Below are 18,097 nucleotides of genomic sequence, written 5' to 3' on the forward strand. Positions count from 1 at the left end.
CCGGGACCCCGAATGACCATCCGCTTCGCCGCCATCGGCATCAATCACAACCACATCTTCGGGCAGGTCGACGCGCTGCTCGGCGCCGGGGGCGAGTTCGTCGCCTTCCATGCGCCGGAAGACGACCTCGCCGGCCCGTTCCAGACCCGCTACCCGCAGGCGAAGCGCGTCTCCGACCCGCGCGCCATCCTGGACGACCCGTCGATCAAGCTGGTCACCTCGGCCGGCATCCCGGCCGACCGGGCGCCGCTCGGCATCGCCGTGATGCGGGCCGGCAAGGACTATCTCTCCGACAAGCCGGGCATGACCTCGCTGGAGCAGCTGGCCGAGGTGCGGCGGGTGCAGGCCGAGACCGGCCGGATCTACTCGATCTGCTACTCCGAGCACTTCCAGACCCGGTCGACCGTCAAGGCGGGCGAGCTGGTGCAGGCCGGGGCGATCGGCAAGGTGATCAACACCGTCGGGCTGGGGCCGCACCGCCTCAACGCCAAAACGCGGCCGGACTGGTTCTTCCAGCGGGCCCGCTACGGCGGCATCCTGACCGACATCGCCTCGCACCAGTTCGAGCAGTTCCTGTTCTTCGCCGGCACGCTCGATGTTGAGGTCGCCTCGGCCGCGGTCGCCAACCGCGGCAACCCGGGGACGCCGGAGCTGCAGGATTTCGGCGAGGCGCTGCTGCGCACCCCCGACGCCACCGGCTACATCCGGATCGACTGGTTCACGCCGGACGGGCTGCCGACTTGGGGCGACGGGCGGCTGACCATCCTCGGCACCGAGGGCTATATCGAGCTGCGCAAATATGTCGACCCGACCGGCCAGCCGGGGACCGACCACCTGATCCTGGTCGACGGCAAGGGGATGCAGCGGATCGACTGCAGCAATGTCGAGCTGCCCTTCGGCCGGCAGCTGGTCGCCGACGTGCTGGAGCGGACGGAGACGGCGATGACCCAGGAGCATTGCTTCAAGGCGATGGAGCTGGCGCTGACGGCGCAGGCGATGGCGGAAGCGACCGCCGGACGGAGGGCATAGGAATGGCGGTTCGTAACGTTGCCGTGATCGGTCTCGGCGTCGGCCGTGGCCACATCGCCGAAGGCTACGCCGCCCATCCGGACAAGTTCCGGGTCGAGGCGATCTGCGACCTGAACCCGGACCGCCTGACCGAGATCGGCGACGAGTTCAACATCCCGGTGCGGACCACCCGCTTCGACGAGATCCTGCGCATGCGGGAGATCGAGGTGATCGACATCTGCACCCCGCCGACCGTGCATATCGGACAGGTCTTGGCGGCGCTGGAGGCCGGCAAGCAGGTGATCTGCGAGAAGCCGCTGGTCGGGTCGCTGGCCGATCTCGACCGCGTGGTGAAGGCGGAGGCCGAGGCGCCGGGCCGGGTGATGCCGATCTTCCAGTACCGCTATGGCGACGGGCTGCAGCAGGCCAAGCGTATCGTCGAGGCCGGCATCGCCGGCAAGCCTTACCTCGCCACGGTGGAGACGCACTGGAATCGCGGCGCGAAATACTATTCGGTGCCCTGGCGCGGCCGGCTCGACACCGAGCTGGGTGGCGTGCTGCTGACCCATGCCATCCATTCGCACGACATCATGACCTGGCTGATGGGGCCGGTGGCCTCGGTCTATTGCCAGACCGCGACCCGAGTGAACCCGATCGAGGTCGAGGACTGCGCCGTCGCCAGCGTGGTGATGCAGAGCGGCGCGCTGGTCTCGCTGGCCGCCACCCTCGGCTCGCAGGTCGAGATCAGCCGGCTGCGCTTCTGCTTCGAGAACGTGACCTTCGAGAGCGGGCTGAAGCCCTATGCCCCGGGCGACGGCCCCTGGCAGATCACCCCGGCCTCGCCGGAGATCGCGCAGCGGATCGAAGGCGCGCTGGCGGATTGGGAGCCGGTGCCGTCGCGCTTTGCCGGCCAGCTCGGCCGCTACCACAAGGCGCTGGAGACCGATGGCCCGCTGCCGGTGACGCTCGACGACGCCCGCCGGTCGCTGGAACTGGCGACGGCGCTGTTCCATTCTGCGGAGACCGGCGTGGCCGTCGACCTTCCGATCGGCCGCGACCATCCCAAATACGCCGATTGGCGTCCGCAGCCGAAAGCCGTGGCATGAGCCTGCACCCGGACCGTCTCTTTTCACCGGAACCAACCCAGCGCGGCATCGCCCGGCGCCTCTATGCCGAGGTCGCCGGGCTGCCGCTGATCAGCCCGCACGGCCACACCGATCCGGCCTGGTACGCGAAGAACGAAGCGTTCCCGGATCCGGCGTCGCTGCTGATCATCCCGGACCACTACATCTTCCGCATGCTCTACAGCCAGGGCGTGAAGCTGGAGGATCTCGGCGTGCCGCGGCGCGACGGCGGCCCGGTCGAGGCCGATCCGCGGGCGATCTGGCGCCGCTTCGCCGAGCATTGGCATCTGTTCCGCGGCACCCCCACCCGGATGTGGCTCGATCACACCTTCGAGACCCTGTTCGGGGTGGAGGAGCGGCTGAATCCGGCCAGCGCCGACCGGATCTACGACCGCATCGCCGACCGGCTGACCCGGCCGGAGTTCCGGCCGCGGGCACTGTTCGAGCGCTTCAACCTCGAAGTCATCGCGACCACGGAATCGCCGCTCGACCCGCTCGACCACCACCGCGCCATCCGCGATAGCGGCTGGAAGGGCAGGGTGATCACCGCCTTCCGCCCCGATCCGGTGGTCGACCCGGAATTCGACGGCTTCCGCGAGGGGCTGCAGACGCTGGGCGAGATCACCGGCGAGGACACGCATTCCTGGCGCGGCTATCTCGCTGCCCTGCAGCAGCGCCGGGCCTTCTTCAAGGAGATGGGCGCGACCTCGACCGATCACGGCCACCCGACCGCGGCGACGGCCGATCTCGACCCCGTGCCGGCGGTGACGCTGTTCGAAAAGATCGTCACCGGCCATTTCGAGCCGCACGACGCCGAGCTGTTCCGCGCCCAGATGCTGACCGAGATGGCGCGGATGAGTCTCGAGGACGGGATGGTGATGCAGATCCATCCGGGCTCGTTCCGCAGCCACAACCCGACGCTGCAGCGCGAATTCGGCCGCGACAAGGGCGCCGACATCCCGACCCGCACCGATTATGTCCGGGCGCTGAAGCCGCTGCTCGACCGTTTCGGCAACGAGCGGGAGCTGTCGGTGATCCTGTTCACGCTGGACGAGAGCACCTATGCGCGCGAGCTGGCGCCGCTGGCCGGGCACTATCCGACCCTGCGGCTCGGCCCCCCCTGGTGGTTCTTCGACAGCCCCGAGGGGATGCTGCGCTTCCGCGAGCTGGCGACCGAGACGGCCGGCTTCTACAACACCGTCGGCTTCAACGACGACACCCGCGCCTTCCCCTCGATCCCGGCCCGCCACGACGTCGCCCGCCGCATCGACTGCCGCTACCTGGCCCAGCTGGTCGCCGAGCACCGGCTGGACGAGGACGAGGCGGCGGAGGTCGCGGTCGACCTGGCGTACCGGCTGCCGAAGACGGCATATAGGCTGTAAGGACCAGCCTAAAGAGCCGTCATTGCGAGGAGGCGAAGCCGACGAAGCAATCCAGGGCCGGTGCGAGCGGCCCTGGATTGCTTCCCCCGGCTCAAGACCGGGGTCGCAATGACGATGAAGTCGTGGACCGTCGGTATCAGCCGGCCCAGGTCTCCTGCAGGTGCCGCCACAGCACAACATCGCCTCGCGCCTCCAGCAGGGCAGTCGACCGCCGCAGGCTCTCGACGCCATGGACGCTCTGCCATTCGTCATAGGTGCACAGGCGGAAGCCGCCGGGCAGGACAAGGCGCACCGCGGCGTTGCGGATCTCGATCCGGAACGGTGCGGCCGGATCGGCATGCACCCCGCGCGCCTGGCGCAGCCAGCCGGTCACCGCGGCCCGGTCCAGCACTGCGCCGTCCGGGGCGATCAGCGTGAAGTCGGAGGGCCAGGCCGGCTCGGCCCGGGCGAACTCCGCCGGATCGGTCGCGGCATCGCCCAGCCAGCGCTCGAAGAACCGGTGCAGCCGCTCGACTTCGCCGAGGCAGCGGTCGCCGATCGGGTCGTTCATGTCGGGCCTCGTCCACAGCGTTTGATTGACTTTTGTCCGATAAAGGTCCGGAGTCTGGGCGGTACCCATTGCGCGCGCATCCGTCGAGAGCAGGCTTTCCCATCATGAATTTTCAGCCCGGCCGAAGCGAGGACGTTCCGGCCGTGGTCCCTGCGGCCGTGCATCCCGCCCCCCGGGAGCGCCGCATCGAGATTTCCGCCCAGATCCTGGCCGGGCTGGGCCTGCTCGGCAGCCTGTGGTTCGGCCTGCTCGCCGCCCTGCTGGCGGGGCTGCTGATCCATGAGCTGGTGCATGCCGTGGCGCCGGTGTTCCGCCGCTTCGGGGCCCTGCCCAATATCGGCCGCATCATCGCCCTCGGCCTGATGACGGCGGTGCTGAGCCTGGCGGTGATCTTCGGCGTGATCGAGCTGATCTCGCTCCTCACCACCCGCCAGGAGGGGCTGGTCGCGGTGATGCGCAAGATGGCCGAGGCGGTGGAGGAGGCCAGCCAGCAGTTGCCGCCCTGGATCGTGGCCTATATCCCGGCCAGCGGGCAGGACCTCGACACCATGCTGGCGCAGTCGCTGCGCGAGCATTCGCGGGACCTGCTGCGGCTCACCACCGATGTCGGGCGCGTCCTAGTCCATATCATCATCGGGTTGGTGATCGGGGGCATGATCGCCATCGCCGACCTGACCGAGAAGCCGGGCCGTGGGCCGCTGGCCCGGGCGCTGGCGGAACGGGCCCGGCTGCTGGCCCTGTCGTTCCATCGCGTCGTCTTCGCCCAGGTGCGGATCTCGGCCCTCAATACGGTGCTGACGTCGATCTACCTGGTCGTGATCCTGCCCTCCTTCGKCGTCCACCTGCCGCTGACCAAGACCATGATCGTGGTCACCTTCGTGGTCGGCCTGCTGCCGGTGATCGGCAACTTGATCTCGAACACCGTGATCGTGGTGATCAGCCTCAGCCTGTCGGTCTATGCTGCCGCGGCGTCGCTGGCGTTCCTGGTGATCATCCACAAGCTGGAATACTTCATCAATGCCAAGATCGTCGGCACCCAGATCCATGCCCGGGCCTGGGAGATCCTGATCTCCATGCTGCTGATGGAGGCCGCCTTCGGCGTGCCGGGCGTGATCGCGGCGCCGGTCTTCTACGCCTATCTGAAGGCCGAGCTGGGGCGGAGCAAGTTGATCTGAGGCTCCGCCCCGCCCCGGCTACATCGGCGGCACCAGTCCGTCCTTGCCGACCTGGATCGCGTGCGAGACCAGCGACCCGTCGGCGGCCTTGACCGCGCTGACGATGACATGGGCGCCCTTGGTCAGCTGGTCGCGGCTGCCGGGCTCGTAGGTGATCACCGGCACGTCGGGCGGCACCGTCAGCTTGGTCTCGGCGCCCTGATAGCGCAGCGTCACCACCCGCCCGTCGGTGCCTTCGACATCGCCGGCCGTGGCGTTGGTCATGGTGCTGCCGGGCTTCAGGTCGAACGGGTGCTGGCCTTCGCCGACGCCGCGCATGCTTTCCGGAAACACCTGCACCTCCAGCGCCCGCAGGCTGCCGTCGGGCTGAGGCATCGCGGCGCTGCCGATATAGCTGCCGGGCTTGATGTCGCGGATGTCGGCCGGGGCGATCGTCCGCACCGTGGCGTCGTCGGCCAGGGTGACGGTCGCGGTGCTGCCGCCGCGGGCGGTGATGGTCATGACCGGCCCATCGATCGCCGCGATGGTGCCGCGGATGCGCTGCGGGGGCTGGGTCTCGGCCGCCGCCGGCAGGGCCGACAGGGCTGCGAACAGGGCCAGGCCCGCAATCGCGCTGCGCTTCATGATGTGTCCTCGCTGGAGCGTCGTCGTCCCCTCGCGAGATCGATACGCCCGCACCCGGCCGGCGGTTACATGAATTCCGCGTCAGGACGCGGGGCCGGCCTGCCGTGCCTTCCGCGCCAGGGCGATCAGCAGCGCGTCGTCGACGCCGCCGGACGACGGCAGCCCCTCGGCGCGGCGGAAGGCCTCGGTCGCATCGTCTGACGCATAGCCGAGCGTCGCCAGCAGCCGCAGCGCCGCCGCGATCTTGGCGGTCGGCGACCGGGCGCCGAGCAGGGCGGCGGCGTAGCGCGGCACGTCGTCCGCCTCCGCCAGCGACCGCGCGAACCAGATCACCGCCTCGGTCTCGTCGCGGGCCACGCCGCGCCCGGTCTCGTAGGCGATGCCCAGCTCGCCCTGCGCCTCGGGGTTGCCCTTCTCGGCGGCGATGCGAAACCAGCGCAGTGCCTCGGCATCGTCCTGGGCCACGCCGCGTCCGGTCTTGAAATGGGAGCCGAGATGGAAGGCGGCCTCGGCATCGCCCTGGTCGGCGGCCAGGCGGTACAGGCGCAGTGCCTTGACGTCGTCCTGCGCCACGCCGCGGCCCTGCTCGTACATCAGGCCGAGATGGGTCTGCGAATAGGCGTAGCCGCGCTCGGACGAACGGCGATACCAGCGCGCCGCCTCGGCATCATCCTCGGGCGCGCCGCGGCCGCGCTCATGCATCCAGGCGAGGTTGGCCTCGGCGCGGGCCTCGCCCTGGTCGGCGGCCAGGCGGTACCAGCGGATGGCCTCGGCGTCGTCCTGCGGCACGCCCTGGCCGTCGCGGTAGAGATCGGCGAGATTGGTCCGGGCTCGCGCGATGCCCTGGTCGGCGGCCAGGCGATACAGGCGGGCCGCCTCGGCCAGGTCTTTCGCCACGCCGCGGCCGCTCTCATACATCCAGCCGAGGTTGCTCTGGGCATGGCCATAGCCCCGATCGGCGGCCAGCCGGTACCAGCGCGCGGCCTCGGCATCGTCCTCGGCCACGCCCTTGCCGAGGTCGTACAGGATGCCGATGCTGTTCTGCGCCTCGGCATAGCCCTGCTTCGCCGCGAGGCGGTACCAGCGCATCGCCTTGGCGTCGTTCTCGGCCACGCCAAGGCCGGCATCGTACATGGCGCCGAGCTCGGCCTCGGCGCGGGCATGGCCCTGCGCCGCCGCCCGGCGATACCAGCGCACCGCCTCGGCATCGTCCCGGGCCACGCCGTGGCCGCCGGCATACAGGAAAGCCAGGTTGGTCTGTGCCCGGGCCAGGTCCTGATCGGCTGCAAGGCGATAGAGGCGGGCGGCCTCGGCATCGTCCTCGGCCACGCCGCGGCCGACCTCGTACATCCAGCCGAGATTGGTGCGGGCCTCGGCATCGCCCTGATCGGCGGCCAGGCGATAGAGGCGCACCGCTTCGGCATCGTCCTGCGGCACGCCGCGGCCGGAATAGTACAGGTTGCCCAGCAGGCGCTGGCCGACGGCGGAACCGGACCCGGCCGCGCGGCCGTACCAATAGGCGGCGGCGGCATAATCCAGGAGCCCGCCGCGGCCGTTCTCGGCCATGTAGCCGAGGCTGCTCTGGGCCGGGGTGTAGCCCTGCTCGGCGGCCAGGCGGTACAAGCGCACAGCCGCGGCCTCGCTGCGCTCGACGCCGCGCCCGTCCTGGTACATGTAGCCGAGATAGGTCTGGCCGCGGTCGTAGCCCTGGGCGGCCGACAGGCGGTACCAGCGCACCGCCTCGGCGTCGTCCTGGGCGACTCCGGCGCCGTCCCGGTACATGTCGCCGAGATAGGACTGGCCGCGGGCGCTGCCCTGCTCGGCGGCCCGCCGGTACCAGGTGACCGCCTCGACCAGATCCCGGTCGACTCCGTCGGCGGCCTCGTAGCGATAGCCGAGCCGGATCTGCGCCTCGGCGTCTCCGGATTCCGCCGTCAGGCGCAGGCCGCGCAACTCGGCCTCGGCGTCTGCCGCGGTGATGGCCAGGATGTCGGAGTGGACCGGCGCCGCGGGAATGAGGGGCGACGGGGAGGCCAGGGCGGCCGGCGATGCCAGCATCAGCCCGAGCACGAAACCATGAATGCGCATCTTAAATGACGGTGCCTGAAATCCCCCTGTTCACCCCCATCCTTATCGAAACCGGCCCCGCTGTCGATGCCCGATTGTTCCGGGGCCGGTCGATTTTTTCTAGGCGTTCCGCTGCGCTGCGCTGTCCGCCCAGCGGGCCATCAGGGTGTTGGAGGGCAGGTTTTCATCGACCAGCTTCCGTGCCGTTTCGACTCCCGCGACCGGCAGCCCCTTCGGGTCCAGCAGGCCGATCTGCACCAGCACCGAAGCCTGGTCCCAGTAGATGTGCTCGTTGTACAGCTTGTCGCCGCGGAAGCGGACGATCGCGACCAGCGGGATCTCGACATAGCGTCCGGTCGGCGGGATGCCGGGCAGCATCCAGTCGATCTCCACGTCATGGGTGAAGCAGAACAGCATCTCGTCGACCAGACGATCGACCCCGATGGTGCGGCTGATCGGGATCAGCTTCGTGTCGGCCGGCGTCTTCGGGATGAAGTGGTTGGCATAGAAGCGGTGCAGGTCGTCCTGGCCGACCCCGCCGGTCATGGTCGGGATGTGGTTGACATAGGGCTCGGCCACCATCGTCGCCATGGTGGCGCGGGCATCGCGAGTGGCGAATTCCAGCTCCGTGTGCCGCTCCCATAAGGCCGGCAGGTCGTAATGCGGCCCCAGCGCCTGGCGGAGCACGGCCAAGCTGCGGGAATGGGCCAGCAGCGAGGCCGGCTTGTCGTAGGCCGCCCGCGCCGGCACGTTGAAGCCGTGATCGGTGCCGGGATAGACGAAGATCTGCACGTCCGCGCGCCCGGCGAAGGCGGCGGCGATCGCCTCGCGCACCGGCGGCGGCAGGTGGCGGTCCTTCTCGGGGCAATGGAACACCATCGGGCAGCGGATCGCGCCGGCCTCGCCCAGCAGCGGCTCCATGCCGGTGCCGTAATAGCTGACCGCGGCGTCGACATGGTGGCGCGCGGCGGTCAGATAGGCCAGGCGTCCGCCCAGGCAGAAGCCCAGTGCGCCGACCTTGCCGCGGCATTCCGGCAGCCGCCGCAGCGTCGTCAGGGCGGCACCGCAATCGGCCACCGCGCGATCGATGTCGAGGCGGCCCAGCAGGTCGCGGGCGCGGGCCACATCGGCCTCGCCATAGCCGAGGTCGACCTTCGGCTCGAGCCGCCAGAACAGGTCCGGCGCCAGCACCACATAGCCTTCCTCGGCATAGAGGTCGGCGACCTCCCGCAGATGCGCGTTGACGCCGAAGATTTCCTGCAGCAGCAGGATGCCGGGGCCGGAGCCGCTGGCCGGCACCGCGACATAGCCCTGAAAGCGGCCGCCGTCATCGGCCGTGATGTCGACCCATCTGCTGGTCATCGCTGATCTCCGCTGGCTCCTGCGTGGCACCCTTCTTCCGGGCGCCGTCCGCGGCTATAGTTTAAACTTAAAGCAGATAGGGTGGCCAACGGCCGTGTTCAGGACTGACGCAGAATGATCGATGCCGAGACCGCGGTCACCGACCGGCCCAAGGACCATCGCGTCGAGCTGCGGTTGTGGCTGCGGCTGCTGACCTGCACCACCATGATCGAGCGCGAAGTCCGCCGCCGCCTGGCCGAGAGCTTCGACACCACGCTGCCGCGCTTCGACCTGATGGCGCAGCTGTACAAGATGCGCCAGGGCCTGACCCTCGGCGAGCTGAGCCAGCGGCTGATGGTCTCGAACGGCAACATGACCGGGCTGGTCGAGCGGCTGGTCGAAGGCGGGTTGGTGGCGCGCGAGCAGTCGCAGGCGGACCGGCGCAAGCATGTCATTCGCCTGACCGAGGAGGGCGAGCGCCAGTTCGCCGCCATGGCCGCGGCGCATGGCGACTGGGTGGCGGAGATGACGGCTGGGCTGGGAACCGGCGAGATCGAGCACCTGATGGAGCTGCTCGGCCGCACCAAGGTGTCGGTGGCCGAAGCCACCCGGCCGCGGGGGCGGAGCAAGGCCGAGTAGCCCGGCCCCGCCCGACGATCAGGCCGTCCGCGCCACTCGCGGCGCCGCCACCAGGTTGACCACCACCGCGACCACGATGTTGGCGGCCAGCGCCAGCAGCCCGGCATAGATCGTCACCGTGCTGCCGCCGAAGCTCAGCGCGTGGAGCGGCTTCAGCCCGTCCTGCCAGACGATCCAGCTGCCGCCGAAGAAGCCGACCGCCCAGCCGGCCAGCAGCGCCGGGGCCCGGAACCAGCCGACATAGAGGCCGAACACCAGCGCCGGCAGCGTCTGCAGGATCCAGACACCGCCGAGCAGTTGCAGGTCGAGCGCGAACTGGGTTGGCAGGAACACGATCACCAGCAGCGCCCCGACCTTGACCACCAGCGAGGTGACCTTGGCCACCTGCGCCTCGCCGGCATGGCTGATTCCGGGGTCGACATAGGCCTTCCAGAAGTTGCGGGTGAACAGGTTGGCGGCGCCGATGCTCATCACCGCTGCCGGCACCAGCGCGCCGATGGCGATGGCGGCGAAGGCGAAGCCGGCGAACCAGCTCGGGAACAGCGTCTGGAACAGGGCCGGCACGATGTCGTTCGGGCTGGATACCTGCAGATGCGCGGCATGGCCCATATAGCCGAGCAGGGCCAGCAGGCCGAGCAGCAGCGTATAGGCGGGCAGCAGCGCCGCATTCTTGCGGATGGTGTTGGCGCTGGCCGAGGCGAAGATGCCGGTCAGGGTGTGCGGATACATGAAGGCGGCGAGGGCCGAGCCCAGCGCCAGCGTGGCATAGGCCACCATCTGGCTGTCGCCCAGCAGCAGCCCGCCCGCGCCCTTGGCCTTGAAGGCGTCGTCGGCCGCCTGGAACACCGCGCCGTAGCCGCCCAGCTCCCACGGGATCAGCGCCACCGCGGCCAGCACCGCGATGTAGATCATGATGTCCTTGACGAAGGCGATCAGCGCCGGCGCCCGCAAGCCTGCGGAATAGGTGTAGAGCGCCAGGATGATGAAGGCGATCGCCAGAGGCAGCTCGCCTTTCAGCCCCAGCGCCTTGATCACCGCGGCCATGCCGACCAGCTGCAGCGCGATGTAGGGCATCACGGCGAGGACGCCGGTGATCGCCACCGCCAGCTCCAGCCCGCGCGAGCCATACTGGCCGAACACCACGTCGCCGGCGGTGACGTAGCCGTGCTCCTTCGCCCGCTTCCACAGCTTCGGCATCACCAGGAAGACGAAGGGGTAGACGATGATGGTGTAGGGCAGGGCGAAGAAGCCATAGGCGCCGACGGCATAGACCAGCGCCGGCACCGCGATCACGGTGTAGGCGGTGTAGAAGTCGCCGCCGACCAGGAACCAGGTGACCCAGGTGCCGAACTTCCGGCCGCCCAGCCCCCATTCGTCGATATGGGCCAGCGTCTCGCCCCGCTTCCAGCGGGCGGCCATGAAGCCCATGACGGTGACCAGGATGAAGAAGAAAGCGAAGACGGCGAGGGCGACGACATCCAGCTCAGTCGTCATGACGCACGCTCCGATAGGCGATCCAGATGATCAGCGCGGTCAGCGGCACCCAGGCGAACTGGTACCAGTAGAAGAACGGGAAGCCCAGGATCTCCGGCTCCCGCGCATTGTAGAACGGCACCCACAGGAGCCCGATATAGGGCAGGAGCAGCAGCCACAGCACGGGCCGCCGTGAACGCTCAGGCATGACCAATCCTTCCGACGCGGGCCTTCCCCCGGCCCGATTGCGGTCACCCTGCCATCGTCCCCGGATATGTTAACCCCAATTAAGTCATGGCGGCATTGCCACGGATGGCCGCCTAGGATTTGAGCCGGTACCCGGTCCGGAAGATCCAGGCCACGACGGCCAGGCAGGCCGCCAGGAAGGTCAGGGTCATGGCCAGGCTGACGGCAATGTTGACGTCGGCGATCCCGTAGAAGCTCCAGCGGAAGCCGCTGACCAGATAGACCACGGGGTTGAACAGGGCCACGGTCTGCCAGAAGGGCGGCAGCATCGAGATCGAGTAGAAGCTGCCGCCCAGGAAGGTCAGCGGCGTGATGATCAAGAGCGGGATCACCTGCAGCTTCTCGAACCCGTCGGCCCAGATGCCGATGATGAAGCCGAACAGGCTGAAGGTGACGGCCGTCAGCACCAGGAACAGCAGCATCCAGAACGGGTGCAGGACCTGCAGCGGTACGAACAGCCCGGCCGTGGCCAGGATGATGGCGCCGAGGACGATCGACTTGGTCGCGGCCGCCCCGACATAGGCAACCACGATCTCGAGATAGGAGACCGGCGCCGACAGCAGCTCGTAGATCGTGCCGATGAATTTCGGGAAGTAGATGCCCATCGAGGCGTTGGAGATGCTCTGCGTCAGCAGCGACAGCATGATCAGCCCGGGCACGATGAAGGCGCCGTAGCCGACCCCGTCGATCTGCTCGATGCGCGAGCCGAGGGCCGCGCCGAAGACGACGAAGTACAGCGAAGTCGAGATCACCGGCGACAGGATGCTCTGCATCAGGGTGCGGCCGGTGCGCGCCATCTCCGACATGTAGATCGCGCGGATCGCGTAGAGGTTCATCGCCGTTCGCTCACCAGGCTGACGAAGATTTCCTCCAGCGAGCTCTGGCTCGTGCGGAGGTCCTTGAACCGGATCCCGGCATCGGCGAGAGCCTGCATCACCGCGGTGATGCCGGTGCGCTCGCCCTGCGAGTCGTAGGTATAGACCAGCTCGGTGCCATCGGACGACAGCGACAGCTGATGCGCGGCCAGCGCCTCCGGCAGGCTGTCCAGCGGCGCCTGCAGCTGCAGCGCCAGCTGCTTCTTGCCCAGCTTGCGCATCAGCTCGGCCTTGTCCTCGACCAGGATGATCTCGCCCTTGCGGATCACCCCGATGCGGTCGGCCATCTCTTCGGCCTCGTCGATGTAGTGGGTGGTCAGGATGATGGTGACGCCCTGGTCCCGCAGCACACGGACCAGCCGCCACATGTCCTGGCGCAGCTCGACATCCACCCCGGCCGTGGGCTCGTCGAGGAACAGGATCTGCGGCTCATGCGCCAGCGCCTTGGCAATCAGCACCCGGCGCTTCATGCCGCCGGACAGCGTCATGATCTTGCTGTCCTTCTTGTCCCACAGCGACAGGTCCTTCAGCACCTTCTCGATATGGGCGGGGTTCGCCGGCTTGCCGAACAGCCCGCGGCTGAAGCTGGCGGTGGCCCAGACGGTGGTGAAGGCGTCGGTGGTCAGCTCCTGCGGCACCAGCCCGATGCGGGACCGGGCGGCGCGGTAGTCGCCGACGATGTCGTGGCCGTCCACCGACACCGTCCCGCCGCCGGGCCGGACGATGCCGCAGACGATGTTGATCAGCGTGGTCTTGCCGGCGCCGTTGGGGCCGAGCAGGGCGAAGATCTCGCCACGCCGGATCTCCAGGTCGACGCCCTTCAGCGCCTGGAAGCCGGAGGCATAGGTCTTCGACAGGTTCGAGATGGTGATGATCGGCGACATGGCGCGACCATACCCGATGCCGGGGGTGAGTCGATGCTGGATCGTGAACCGGCGGCGGCCACGCCGGCGATGGGCGGAGGTTGTCCCTACCGCACCTTGATCACGACCTTGCCCTTCGCCCGGCCGGTTTCGACATAGGCCAGGGCCTCCTTGGTCGCTTCGAACGGAAAGACCCGATCCACCACCGGGCGGATGAGGCCGGCCTCGATGAGAGCGGCGATCTCGCGCAGCTGGTCGCCGTCGGCCCGCATGAACAGGAACGAATAGCTGACGTGACGACGCCGTGCGTCCTTCCTGATCCTGCGGCTCAGGAAGCGGATCACCAGCCCGATGAGCGGGTTCGATCCGAAGGATCTCGCAAACTCCGGGTCGGGCGGGCCGGCGAGGCCGATCACCTTGCCGCCGGGCTTCAGCACCTGCAGGGATTTCTCGAGCACCGCTCCGCCCTGGGTGTCGAGCACGACATCGAAATCCCTCAGGATCCTGGCGAAATCGTCCTTCCGGTAGTCGATGACGATATCGGCGCCGAGCCGTCTCACCAGATCGGCATTCGCGGCGCTCGCCGTCGTCGCCACGGTCGCGCCGACATGTTTGGCCAGCTGGATGGCGAAGGTGCCCACGCCGCCGGAGCCGGCGTGGATCAGAACCTTCTGCCCTTGCTTCAGGCCGGCTCTCTCGATCAAGGCCTGCCAGGCGGTCAGGCCGACGAGGGGGATCGAGGCCGCCTCCTCCATGGTCAGGGTCTTCGGCTTGAGCGCCACGTCGGCCTCGTTCATCGCGATCAATTCCGCGAAGGAGCCGATCCGGTTGTGATGCGGCCGGGCATAGACCTCGTCGCCGGCCTTGAAGCGCCGCACCCGGGATCCCACCCGGACCACGATTCCGGCCACGTCGTTGCCCAGGATCAGCGGCAGGCGGAACGGCAGGAGCAGCTTGAACTCGCCGCTTCTGATCTTGTTGTCCAAGGCGTTCACGCCGGCGGCGTGGACCTGAACCAGCACGTCGTCCTCGCGCAGCTCCGGCTCCGGCATCTCGCCGGCCCGCACGCCATCCGCGGGGCCGTAGCGATCGACGATGAAGGCCTTCATGACACTGTTTCCTGCCGTTCTCGGATGGTACGGCGAAGCCGTTCGCGCTTCGGCCGCCGTATGGATCAGGCCGGCAGGCGCAGCTGCTTGCGGAGGCTCTTGTCGAACATTCCCGCGGGCACGAACCGGCGCAGCAGGCTGACCTGACGCGCGACCTTGCCGGCGGTGTAGCGCCGCCGCGGGCGGGCGTCGCTTACGGCCTTGAGCATCGCGTCGGCCACCACCTTCGGGTCGTCGCCCGCGCCCAACATTTCCTTCATCTGAGCATTGGCATCGGCCCGAGCCCGGTCATAGTCCGGCAGCATGACATCCGGCACGAGGGCGTTCTGCTCGAAGCTGCTGCGCGTGCCGGCCGGCTCGATCAGCGAGATGCGGATGCCGAAGGCGCGGACCTCATGGTCGAGCGATTCCGAATAGCCTTCGAGCGCATGCTTGGTCGCCGAATAATGGGTGGAATAGGGCGCGGGGACCAGCCCCACGATCGAGCCGATATTGATGATCCGCCCCAGGCCGCGCTGCCGCATCGACGGCAGCACCGCATTGGTCATCCGCATGGTGCCGAACAGGTTGACGTCGAACAGGGCGCGGACCTGGGCGATCGAGGATTCCTCGGCGCCGCCGATCAGGCCCATGCCGGCGTTGTTGACCAGAACGTCGATCCGCCCGGTCTGCGAGATCACGGTCGCCACCAGGGCGGCGACGGAGTCGTCGTCGGTCACGTCGCAGGGCAGCATCGACACACCGGCCGGGCCGTTGCCGGACGTCCGGCGGCTCGTCCCGAACACGGTGAACCCCGCCCGCGCCAACGCCTCGGCGATGGCACCACCGATGCCGGAGGAGGCTCCGGTCACGATCGCGGTCTTTCCCGAATGTGCGGTCATYGATGCTCCAAACTCACAAAGCCTGCCAGTGGCGGCCGATTGCATTATGTTTAGTTAATCACCTTATGATCATAATTCAATGGATCGCCGAAGGAAAAGCCATGCGCTACGAAAAGGGCCGAAAGGACGCAACGCGCCGGCGGATCACGGAGGTCGCCTCCGAACGGTTCCGGGCCGGCGGCATCGCCGCGTCCGGAGTCGCCAGCATCATGAGCGACGCCGGGCTGACGAACGGCGCCTTCTATCCGCATTTCCAGTCCAAGGAGGAGCTTGTCCGCGAAACCGTGGCGGCAGCGCTGGAGGCGCAGTTGAGCCAGTTGCGCGACGTCCTGGCCGCTGGCGGGCTGGAGACGGCCATCGCGGTCTATCTGTCGGCGGAGCATCGGGACAATCCGGCGACCGGCTGTGCGTCGGCGGCGCTGCTGCCGGAGCTTGCGCGTCAGCCGCCGGAGACGCGCAGCGTCTATGCCGAGCGCTTCCTCGCCCTGGTGCGCGAGGTGGCGGCGGCGCTGCCGCCGGAGACCCGGGATCGGGAGGACGTCGTGCTGGGCGTCTTCGCGACGCTCATCGGCACGCTTCAGCTCGCCCGCGCCGTCGAAGGGAGCGCATTGTCGGATCGCATCCTGGCGGCAGGCGCGGAGGCGGCGCGGATGCTGGTCCAGCCGCCTCCGTGATCGCGGTGAGAGATGCCGGCGTCAGTCCGGGTAGATGCTCGTCAGCCCGCTCAGGTGGTTGCGGTACTGGGAGCCGTAGTCCGACGGGGTGCCGGCTTCGTCGGTGATCAGGCCGATGTTGAAGTCGCTGGTGCCGCAGGTGCCCGGCCAGGTGTTGAAGTTCCAGGCCATGAAGCCCTGCTGCTTGCTTTCGACGAAGGCCCACAGCCGGTCCAGGTAGTTCGTGTCGCAGCTGGCGCCGAAGTGATCGGCCATGCCGAACTCGCCGACGATCAGCGGCACCTGGTCCATCACCGGCCCGACCTCGTCTTCCCAGCACTGCTCGCTGGTGCAGGTCGCGAAGTTGTACTGGTGCCAGGAGGCGACGATGTTGCCCTCCGGGTCGGTCGGCTTGTAGGTCAGCCAGTGGCTGAGGTCGCCGGCGAGCCCGAGCCCGCCGACCATCAGCACGTTCTCCGCCCCGGTGGCGCGCACCGTGTTCACCAGCGTCTGCATGCCGACGGCAGTGTATGGCGTGCTGGTGTCGACATAGCCCTCCGCGACCTTCACCGAGCAGCTGCTGCCGCCGTCGCGCCAGCAGGTCCAGGCCTGGGCCACGGGCGGGTCGTTCAGCAGATAGGGTTCGTTGTAGACGTCGAAGATGACCGCGCTGTTGGTCTTGAACGCGTTGGCGACGCTGGTCCAGAACGTCACGGAATGGTCCGCGTTCGGCATCGGCTGGAAGTTCAGGCCGATGGTCGACAGCGTGCCCGGCATCGCATAGTGCAGGTCGACGATGACGGCCAGGTTGTTCGCGGTCATCAGGTTGACGTAGTCGATGATCGCCTGCCGGTAGGTCGCGCCCATATAGGGGGCGTTGGCGCTGGTGGTGTTGATGCCCAGCCAGCATTGCTCGTTCAGCGGCACCCGCACGGCGTTGGCGTTCCACGACTTGACCGCGTCGACGAAGGCCTGGTCGCGCGGCGTGGCGTCGTAGCCCTGCACGCATTCGAAGCCGGTGGTGCCGCGGTTGACGCCGTGGATGAACAGCGTCTGGCCCTCGCCGTTGAGCAGCTTGTTGCCCTGCACATGCAGGCCGCTCATCGGTACGTTGGACGGGCCGGTGCCCGGCCCGGTCATGGCCAGGTCGTCGAGGTAGAACCGGGGGCCAGCCTGATCCGAATAGTGTTTGATCGCCAGGGTGTCGATCGTGGTGTTTGCGATGCCGAGATCGGCCAGCGGCACCTCGAACCTGGTCCATTGCCCCGCGGTCATCGGCGCCAGCACCGCGGTGCCCAGGAAGGTCCCGGCGCGGAAGGCGTCGACCGACACCACCTGGCCGCCGGCGGTGCCGCCATGGGCCCACAGCTCGAGCGTGTCGAAGCCGGCGGTGCTGAAGCCCTCCTTGTCGAAATAGAACTGGCCCCAGGCTCCGGTCGGCGTGATCCCGATGGACTTGGTGCCCGCATGCACCGGGCTGGTGGTGGCGGTGTTGCTGCTGATGTTCCAGCCGTTGCCCGGCGTCCAGCCGTTCCGGAACTGGTCGTCGTAGAGGACCTGCCGGGTCGGCGCGACGCTGAGCCCGATGTCGTCGACGAAATAGGCCGGCAGGGTGGACGCGGTGGCGTTCTGGATGACGAAGCCGGTGATCTGCCGGTCCTGCGCGTTGAGCGCCGACAGGTCGACCGAATATTGCCGCCACTGATTGGCCAGCAGCGGCGCCAGCGGCACGCTGACCATCGGATTGCCGGCGGTGTCGCGGGCCTGCAGCTGCAGCTGCTGGCCGCCGGCCGTCCCGCCATGCGCCCAGAAGGTGAAGGCGCCATAGCCGGTGGTGTTGAGTGAGGCGGTGTGCAGATACAGGCCGCCCCAGCCGCTCTGCACCACCCGGATCGACCGGCTGCCGCCATGCACCGTAGTGCCGTTGGTCAGGCTCTGGCCGGACGACCAGCTCCAATCCTGCCAGCCGGCGTGCAGCGCATCGGCGTAGATCGCGACCGGGTCGGCGGCGCGGGCACTGCCGAAGCTCAGGACGCCGAGCAGTCCCAGCAGCAGGACCAGCCCATGGAGCAAGCGATTGCGCATGG

General features: G+C 68.4%; 17 protein-coding genes. 6 read left to right on the forward strand and 11 right to left on the reverse strand.

Annotation, left to right across the window (positions count from 1 at the left end):
* The first annotated feature begins 12 nt into the window (after nt 1–12).
* Genes AB4Z01_RS11550 through uxaC form a run of 3 tightly spaced genes read left to right on the forward strand, consistent with a single transcriptional unit; the run spans nt 13 to nt 3,514 of the window.
* On the forward strand, nt 13–1,029 hold the full coding sequence (locus tag AB4Z01_RS11550; RefSeq protein ID WP_441693576.1) for a Gfo/Idh/MocA family protein: 1,017 nt from the start codon (nt 13–15) through the stop codon (nt 1,027–1,029).
* A gap of 2 nt (nt 1,030–1,031) precedes the next feature.
* Nucleotides 1,032–2,114 (forward strand): Gfo/Idh/MocA family protein, encoded by a 1,083-nt coding sequence (locus tag AB4Z01_RS11555; protein ID WP_441693578.1) that lies wholly within the window; start codon nt 1,032–1,034, stop codon nt 2,112–2,114.
* Nucleotides 2,111–3,514, forward strand: a complete 1,404-nt coding sequence (uxaC, locus tag AB4Z01_RS11560) for a glucuronate isomerase (RefSeq protein WP_441693580.1) — start codon at nt 2,111–2,113, stop codon at nt 3,512–3,514. Before AB4Z01_RS11555 ends, uxaC begins: the two co-directional genes overlap by 4 nt.
* A 136-nt stretch (nt 3,515–3,650) precedes the next feature.
* Here the strand turns inward: uxaC and AB4Z01_RS11565 are convergent, their stop codons facing one another.
* Nucleotides 3,651–4,064 (reverse strand): hypothetical protein, encoded by a 414-nt coding sequence (locus AB4Z01_RS11565; RefSeq protein ID WP_441693582.1) that lies wholly within the window; start codon nt 4,062–4,064, stop codon nt 3,651–3,653.
* Between the two features lie 143 nt (nt 4,065–4,207).
* Here AB4Z01_RS11565 and AB4Z01_RS11570 point away from each other — a divergent pair, with 143 nt between their 5' ends.
* Nucleotides 4,208–5,239 (forward strand): AI-2E family transporter, encoded by a 1,032-nt coding sequence (locus AB4Z01_RS11570; RefSeq protein WP_441693584.1) that lies wholly within the window; start codon nt 4,208–4,210, stop codon nt 5,237–5,239.
* Nucleotides 5,240–5,257: 18 nt separating this feature from the next.
* Here AB4Z01_RS11570 and AB4Z01_RS11575 read toward each other — a convergent pair whose 3' ends face one another.
* The 3 genes from AB4Z01_RS11575 to AB4Z01_RS11585 all read right to left on the reverse strand — a co-directional run bounded on the left by AB4Z01_RS11575 (nt 5,258) and on the right by AB4Z01_RS11585 (nt 9,292).
* Nucleotides 5,258–5,863 carry a hypothetical protein gene (locus AB4Z01_RS11575; RefSeq protein WP_441693586.1) on the reverse strand — a complete coding sequence of 202 codons (606 nt, stop codon included), beginning with the start codon at nt 5,861–5,863 and terminating at the stop codon, nt 5,258–5,260.
* An 81-nt stretch (nt 5,864–5,944) separates the two neighbouring features.
* Nucleotides 5,945–7,951: a tetratricopeptide repeat protein gene (locus AB4Z01_RS11580; protein ID WP_441693588.1), complete on the reverse strand. Its 2,007-nt coding sequence runs from the start codon at nt 7,949–7,951 to the stop codon at nt 5,945–5,947.
* Between the two features lie 99 nt (nt 7,952–8,050).
* Nucleotides 8,051–9,292, reverse strand: a complete 1,242-nt coding sequence (locus AB4Z01_RS11585) for a dienelactone hydrolase family protein (RefSeq protein ID WP_441693590.1) — start codon at nt 9,290–9,292, stop codon at nt 8,051–8,053.
* A 114-nt stretch (nt 9,293–9,406) separates the two neighbouring features.
* On the opposite strand from AB4Z01_RS11585, the gene AB4Z01_RS11590 reads away from it, so the two are divergent.
* A complete protein-coding gene (locus tag AB4Z01_RS11590) occupies nt 9,407–9,910 on the forward strand; it encodes a MarR family winged helix-turn-helix transcriptional regulator (RefSeq protein WP_441693592.1) in 504 nt (167 codons plus the stop codon).
* An 18-nt stretch (nt 9,911–9,928) separates the two neighbouring features.
* Here AB4Z01_RS11590 and mctP read toward each other — a convergent pair whose 3' ends face one another.
* From mctP to AB4Z01_RS11620, 6 genes are all read right to left on the reverse strand, one after another.
* Entirely contained in the window at nt 9,929–11,404 is a 1,476-nt protein-coding gene (gene mctP / locus AB4Z01_RS11595) for a monocarboxylate uptake permease MctP (protein ID WP_441693594.1), read from the reverse strand.
* A complete protein-coding gene (locus tag AB4Z01_RS11600; protein ID WP_441320272.1) occupies nt 11,394–11,591 on the reverse strand; it encodes a DUF3311 domain-containing protein in 198 nt (65 codons plus the stop codon). The genes mctP and AB4Z01_RS11600 overlap by 11 nt, the downstream gene beginning before the upstream one ends.
* Before the next feature lie 112 nt (nt 11,592–11,703).
* Nucleotides 11,704–12,465, reverse strand: coding sequence for an ABC transporter permease (locus AB4Z01_RS11605; protein ID WP_441693596.1), 762 nt, complete (start codon nt 12,463–12,465; stop codon nt 11,704–11,706).
* Nucleotides 12,462–13,388, reverse strand: a complete 927-nt coding sequence (locus AB4Z01_RS11610) for an ABC transporter ATP-binding protein (RefSeq protein WP_441693598.1) — start codon at nt 13,386–13,388, stop codon at nt 12,462–12,464. Before AB4Z01_RS11610 ends, AB4Z01_RS11605 begins: the two co-directional genes overlap by 4 nt.
* 86 nt (nt 13,389–13,474) lie before the next feature.
* Nucleotides 13,475–14,476: an NADP-dependent oxidoreductase gene (locus AB4Z01_RS11615; RefSeq protein ID WP_441693599.1), complete on the reverse strand. Its 1,002-nt coding sequence runs from the start codon at nt 14,474–14,476 to the stop codon at nt 13,475–13,477.
* A gap of 65 nt (nt 14,477–14,541) precedes the next feature.
* Complete coding sequence (locus AB4Z01_RS11620) at nt 14,542–15,357, reverse strand: oxidoreductase (protein ID WP_441693601.1); 816 nt, start codon at nt 15,355–15,357, stop codon at nt 14,542–14,544.
* Nucleotides 15,358–15,458: 101 nt separating this feature from the next.
* Between AB4Z01_RS11620 and AB4Z01_RS11625 the strand changes: the two genes are divergently transcribed.
* Nucleotides 15,459–16,031: a TetR/AcrR family transcriptional regulator gene (locus AB4Z01_RS11625; protein ID WP_441693603.1), complete on the forward strand. Its 573-nt coding sequence runs from the start codon at nt 15,459–15,461 to the stop codon at nt 16,029–16,031.
* A gap of 21 nt (nt 16,032–16,052) precedes the next feature.
* On the opposite strand, the gene AB4Z01_RS11630 is transcribed toward AB4Z01_RS11625, so the two are convergent.
* Nucleotides 16,053–18,095 carry a glycoside hydrolase family 5 protein gene (locus AB4Z01_RS11630; protein WP_441693605.1) on the reverse strand — a complete coding sequence of 681 codons (2,043 nt, stop codon included), beginning with the start codon at nt 18,093–18,095 and terminating at the stop codon, nt 16,053–16,055.
* Nucleotides 18,096–18,097 lie beyond the last annotated feature (2 nt).

This window comes from Inquilinus sp. YAF38, from assembly GCF_052113205.1.
In the GTDB taxonomy this organism is placed as follows: domain Bacteria; phylum Pseudomonadota; class Alphaproteobacteria; order DSM-16000; family Inquilinaceae; genus Inquilinus.

What these genes read in the sequence shown, in the direction of transcription:
- AB4Z01_RS11600 (WP_441320272.1), bottom strand. Translation starts at nt 11,591, where the DNA reads ATGCCTGAGCGTTCACGGCGGCCCGTGCTGTGGCTGCTGCTCCTGCCC.
- AB4Z01_RS11585 (WP_441693590.1), bottom strand. Translation starts at nt 9,292, where the DNA reads ATGACCAGCAGATGGGTCGACATCACGGCCGATGACGGCGGCCGCTTT.
- AB4Z01_RS11580 (WP_441693588.1), bottom strand. Translation starts at nt 7,951, where the DNA reads ATGCGCATTCATGGTTTCGTGCTCGGGCTGATGCTGGCATCGCCGGCC.
- AB4Z01_RS11610 (WP_441693598.1), bottom strand. Translation starts at nt 13,388, where the DNA reads ATGTCGCCGATCATCACCATCTCGAACCTGTCGAAGACCTATGCCTCC.
- AB4Z01_RS11550 (WP_441693576.1), top strand. Translation starts at nt 13, where the DNA reads ATGACCATCCGCTTCGCCGCCATCGGCATCAATCACAACCACATCTTC.
- AB4Z01_RS11615 (WP_441693599.1), bottom strand. Translation starts at nt 14,476, where the DNA reads ATGAAGGCCTTCATCGTCGATCGCTACGGCCCCGCGGATGGCGTGCGG.
- AB4Z01_RS11630 (WP_441693605.1), bottom strand. Translation starts at nt 18,095, where the DNA reads ATGCGCAATCGCTTGCTCCATGGGCTGGTCCTGCTGCTGGGACTGCTC.
- AB4Z01_RS11555 (WP_441693578.1), top strand. Translation starts at nt 1,032, where the DNA reads ATGGCGGTTCGTAACGTTGCCGTGATCGGTCTCGGCGTCGGCCGTGGC.
- AB4Z01_RS11590 (WP_441693592.1), top strand. Translation starts at nt 9,407, where the DNA reads ATGATCGATGCCGAGACCGCGGTCACCGACCGGCCCAAGGACCATCGC.
- AB4Z01_RS11620 (WP_441693601.1), bottom strand. Translation starts at nt 15,357, where the DNA reads ATGACCGCACATTCGGGAAAGACCGCGATCGTGACCGGAGCCTCCTCC.
- AB4Z01_RS11575 (WP_441693586.1), bottom strand. Translation starts at nt 5,863, where the DNA reads ATGAAGCGCAGCGCGATTGCGGGCCTGGCCCTGTTCGCAGCCCTGTCG.
- AB4Z01_RS11565 (WP_441693582.1), bottom strand. Translation starts at nt 4,064, where the DNA reads ATGAACGACCCGATCGGCGACCGCTGCCTCGGCGAAGTCGAGCGGCTG.
- mctP (WP_441693594.1), bottom strand. Translation starts at nt 11,404, where the DNA reads ATGACGACTGAGCTGGATGTCGTCGCCCTCGCCGTCTTCGCTTTCTTC.
- AB4Z01_RS11605 (WP_441693596.1), bottom strand. Translation starts at nt 12,465, where the DNA reads ATGAACCTCTACGCGATCCGCGCGATCTACATGTCGGAGATGGCGCGC.
- uxaC (WP_441693580.1), top strand. Translation starts at nt 2,111, where the DNA reads ATGAGCCTGCACCCGGACCGTCTCTTTTCACCGGAACCAACCCAGCGC.
- AB4Z01_RS11625 (WP_441693603.1), top strand. Translation starts at nt 15,459, where the DNA reads ATGCGCTACGAAAAGGGCCGAAAGGACGCAACGCGCCGGCGGATCACG.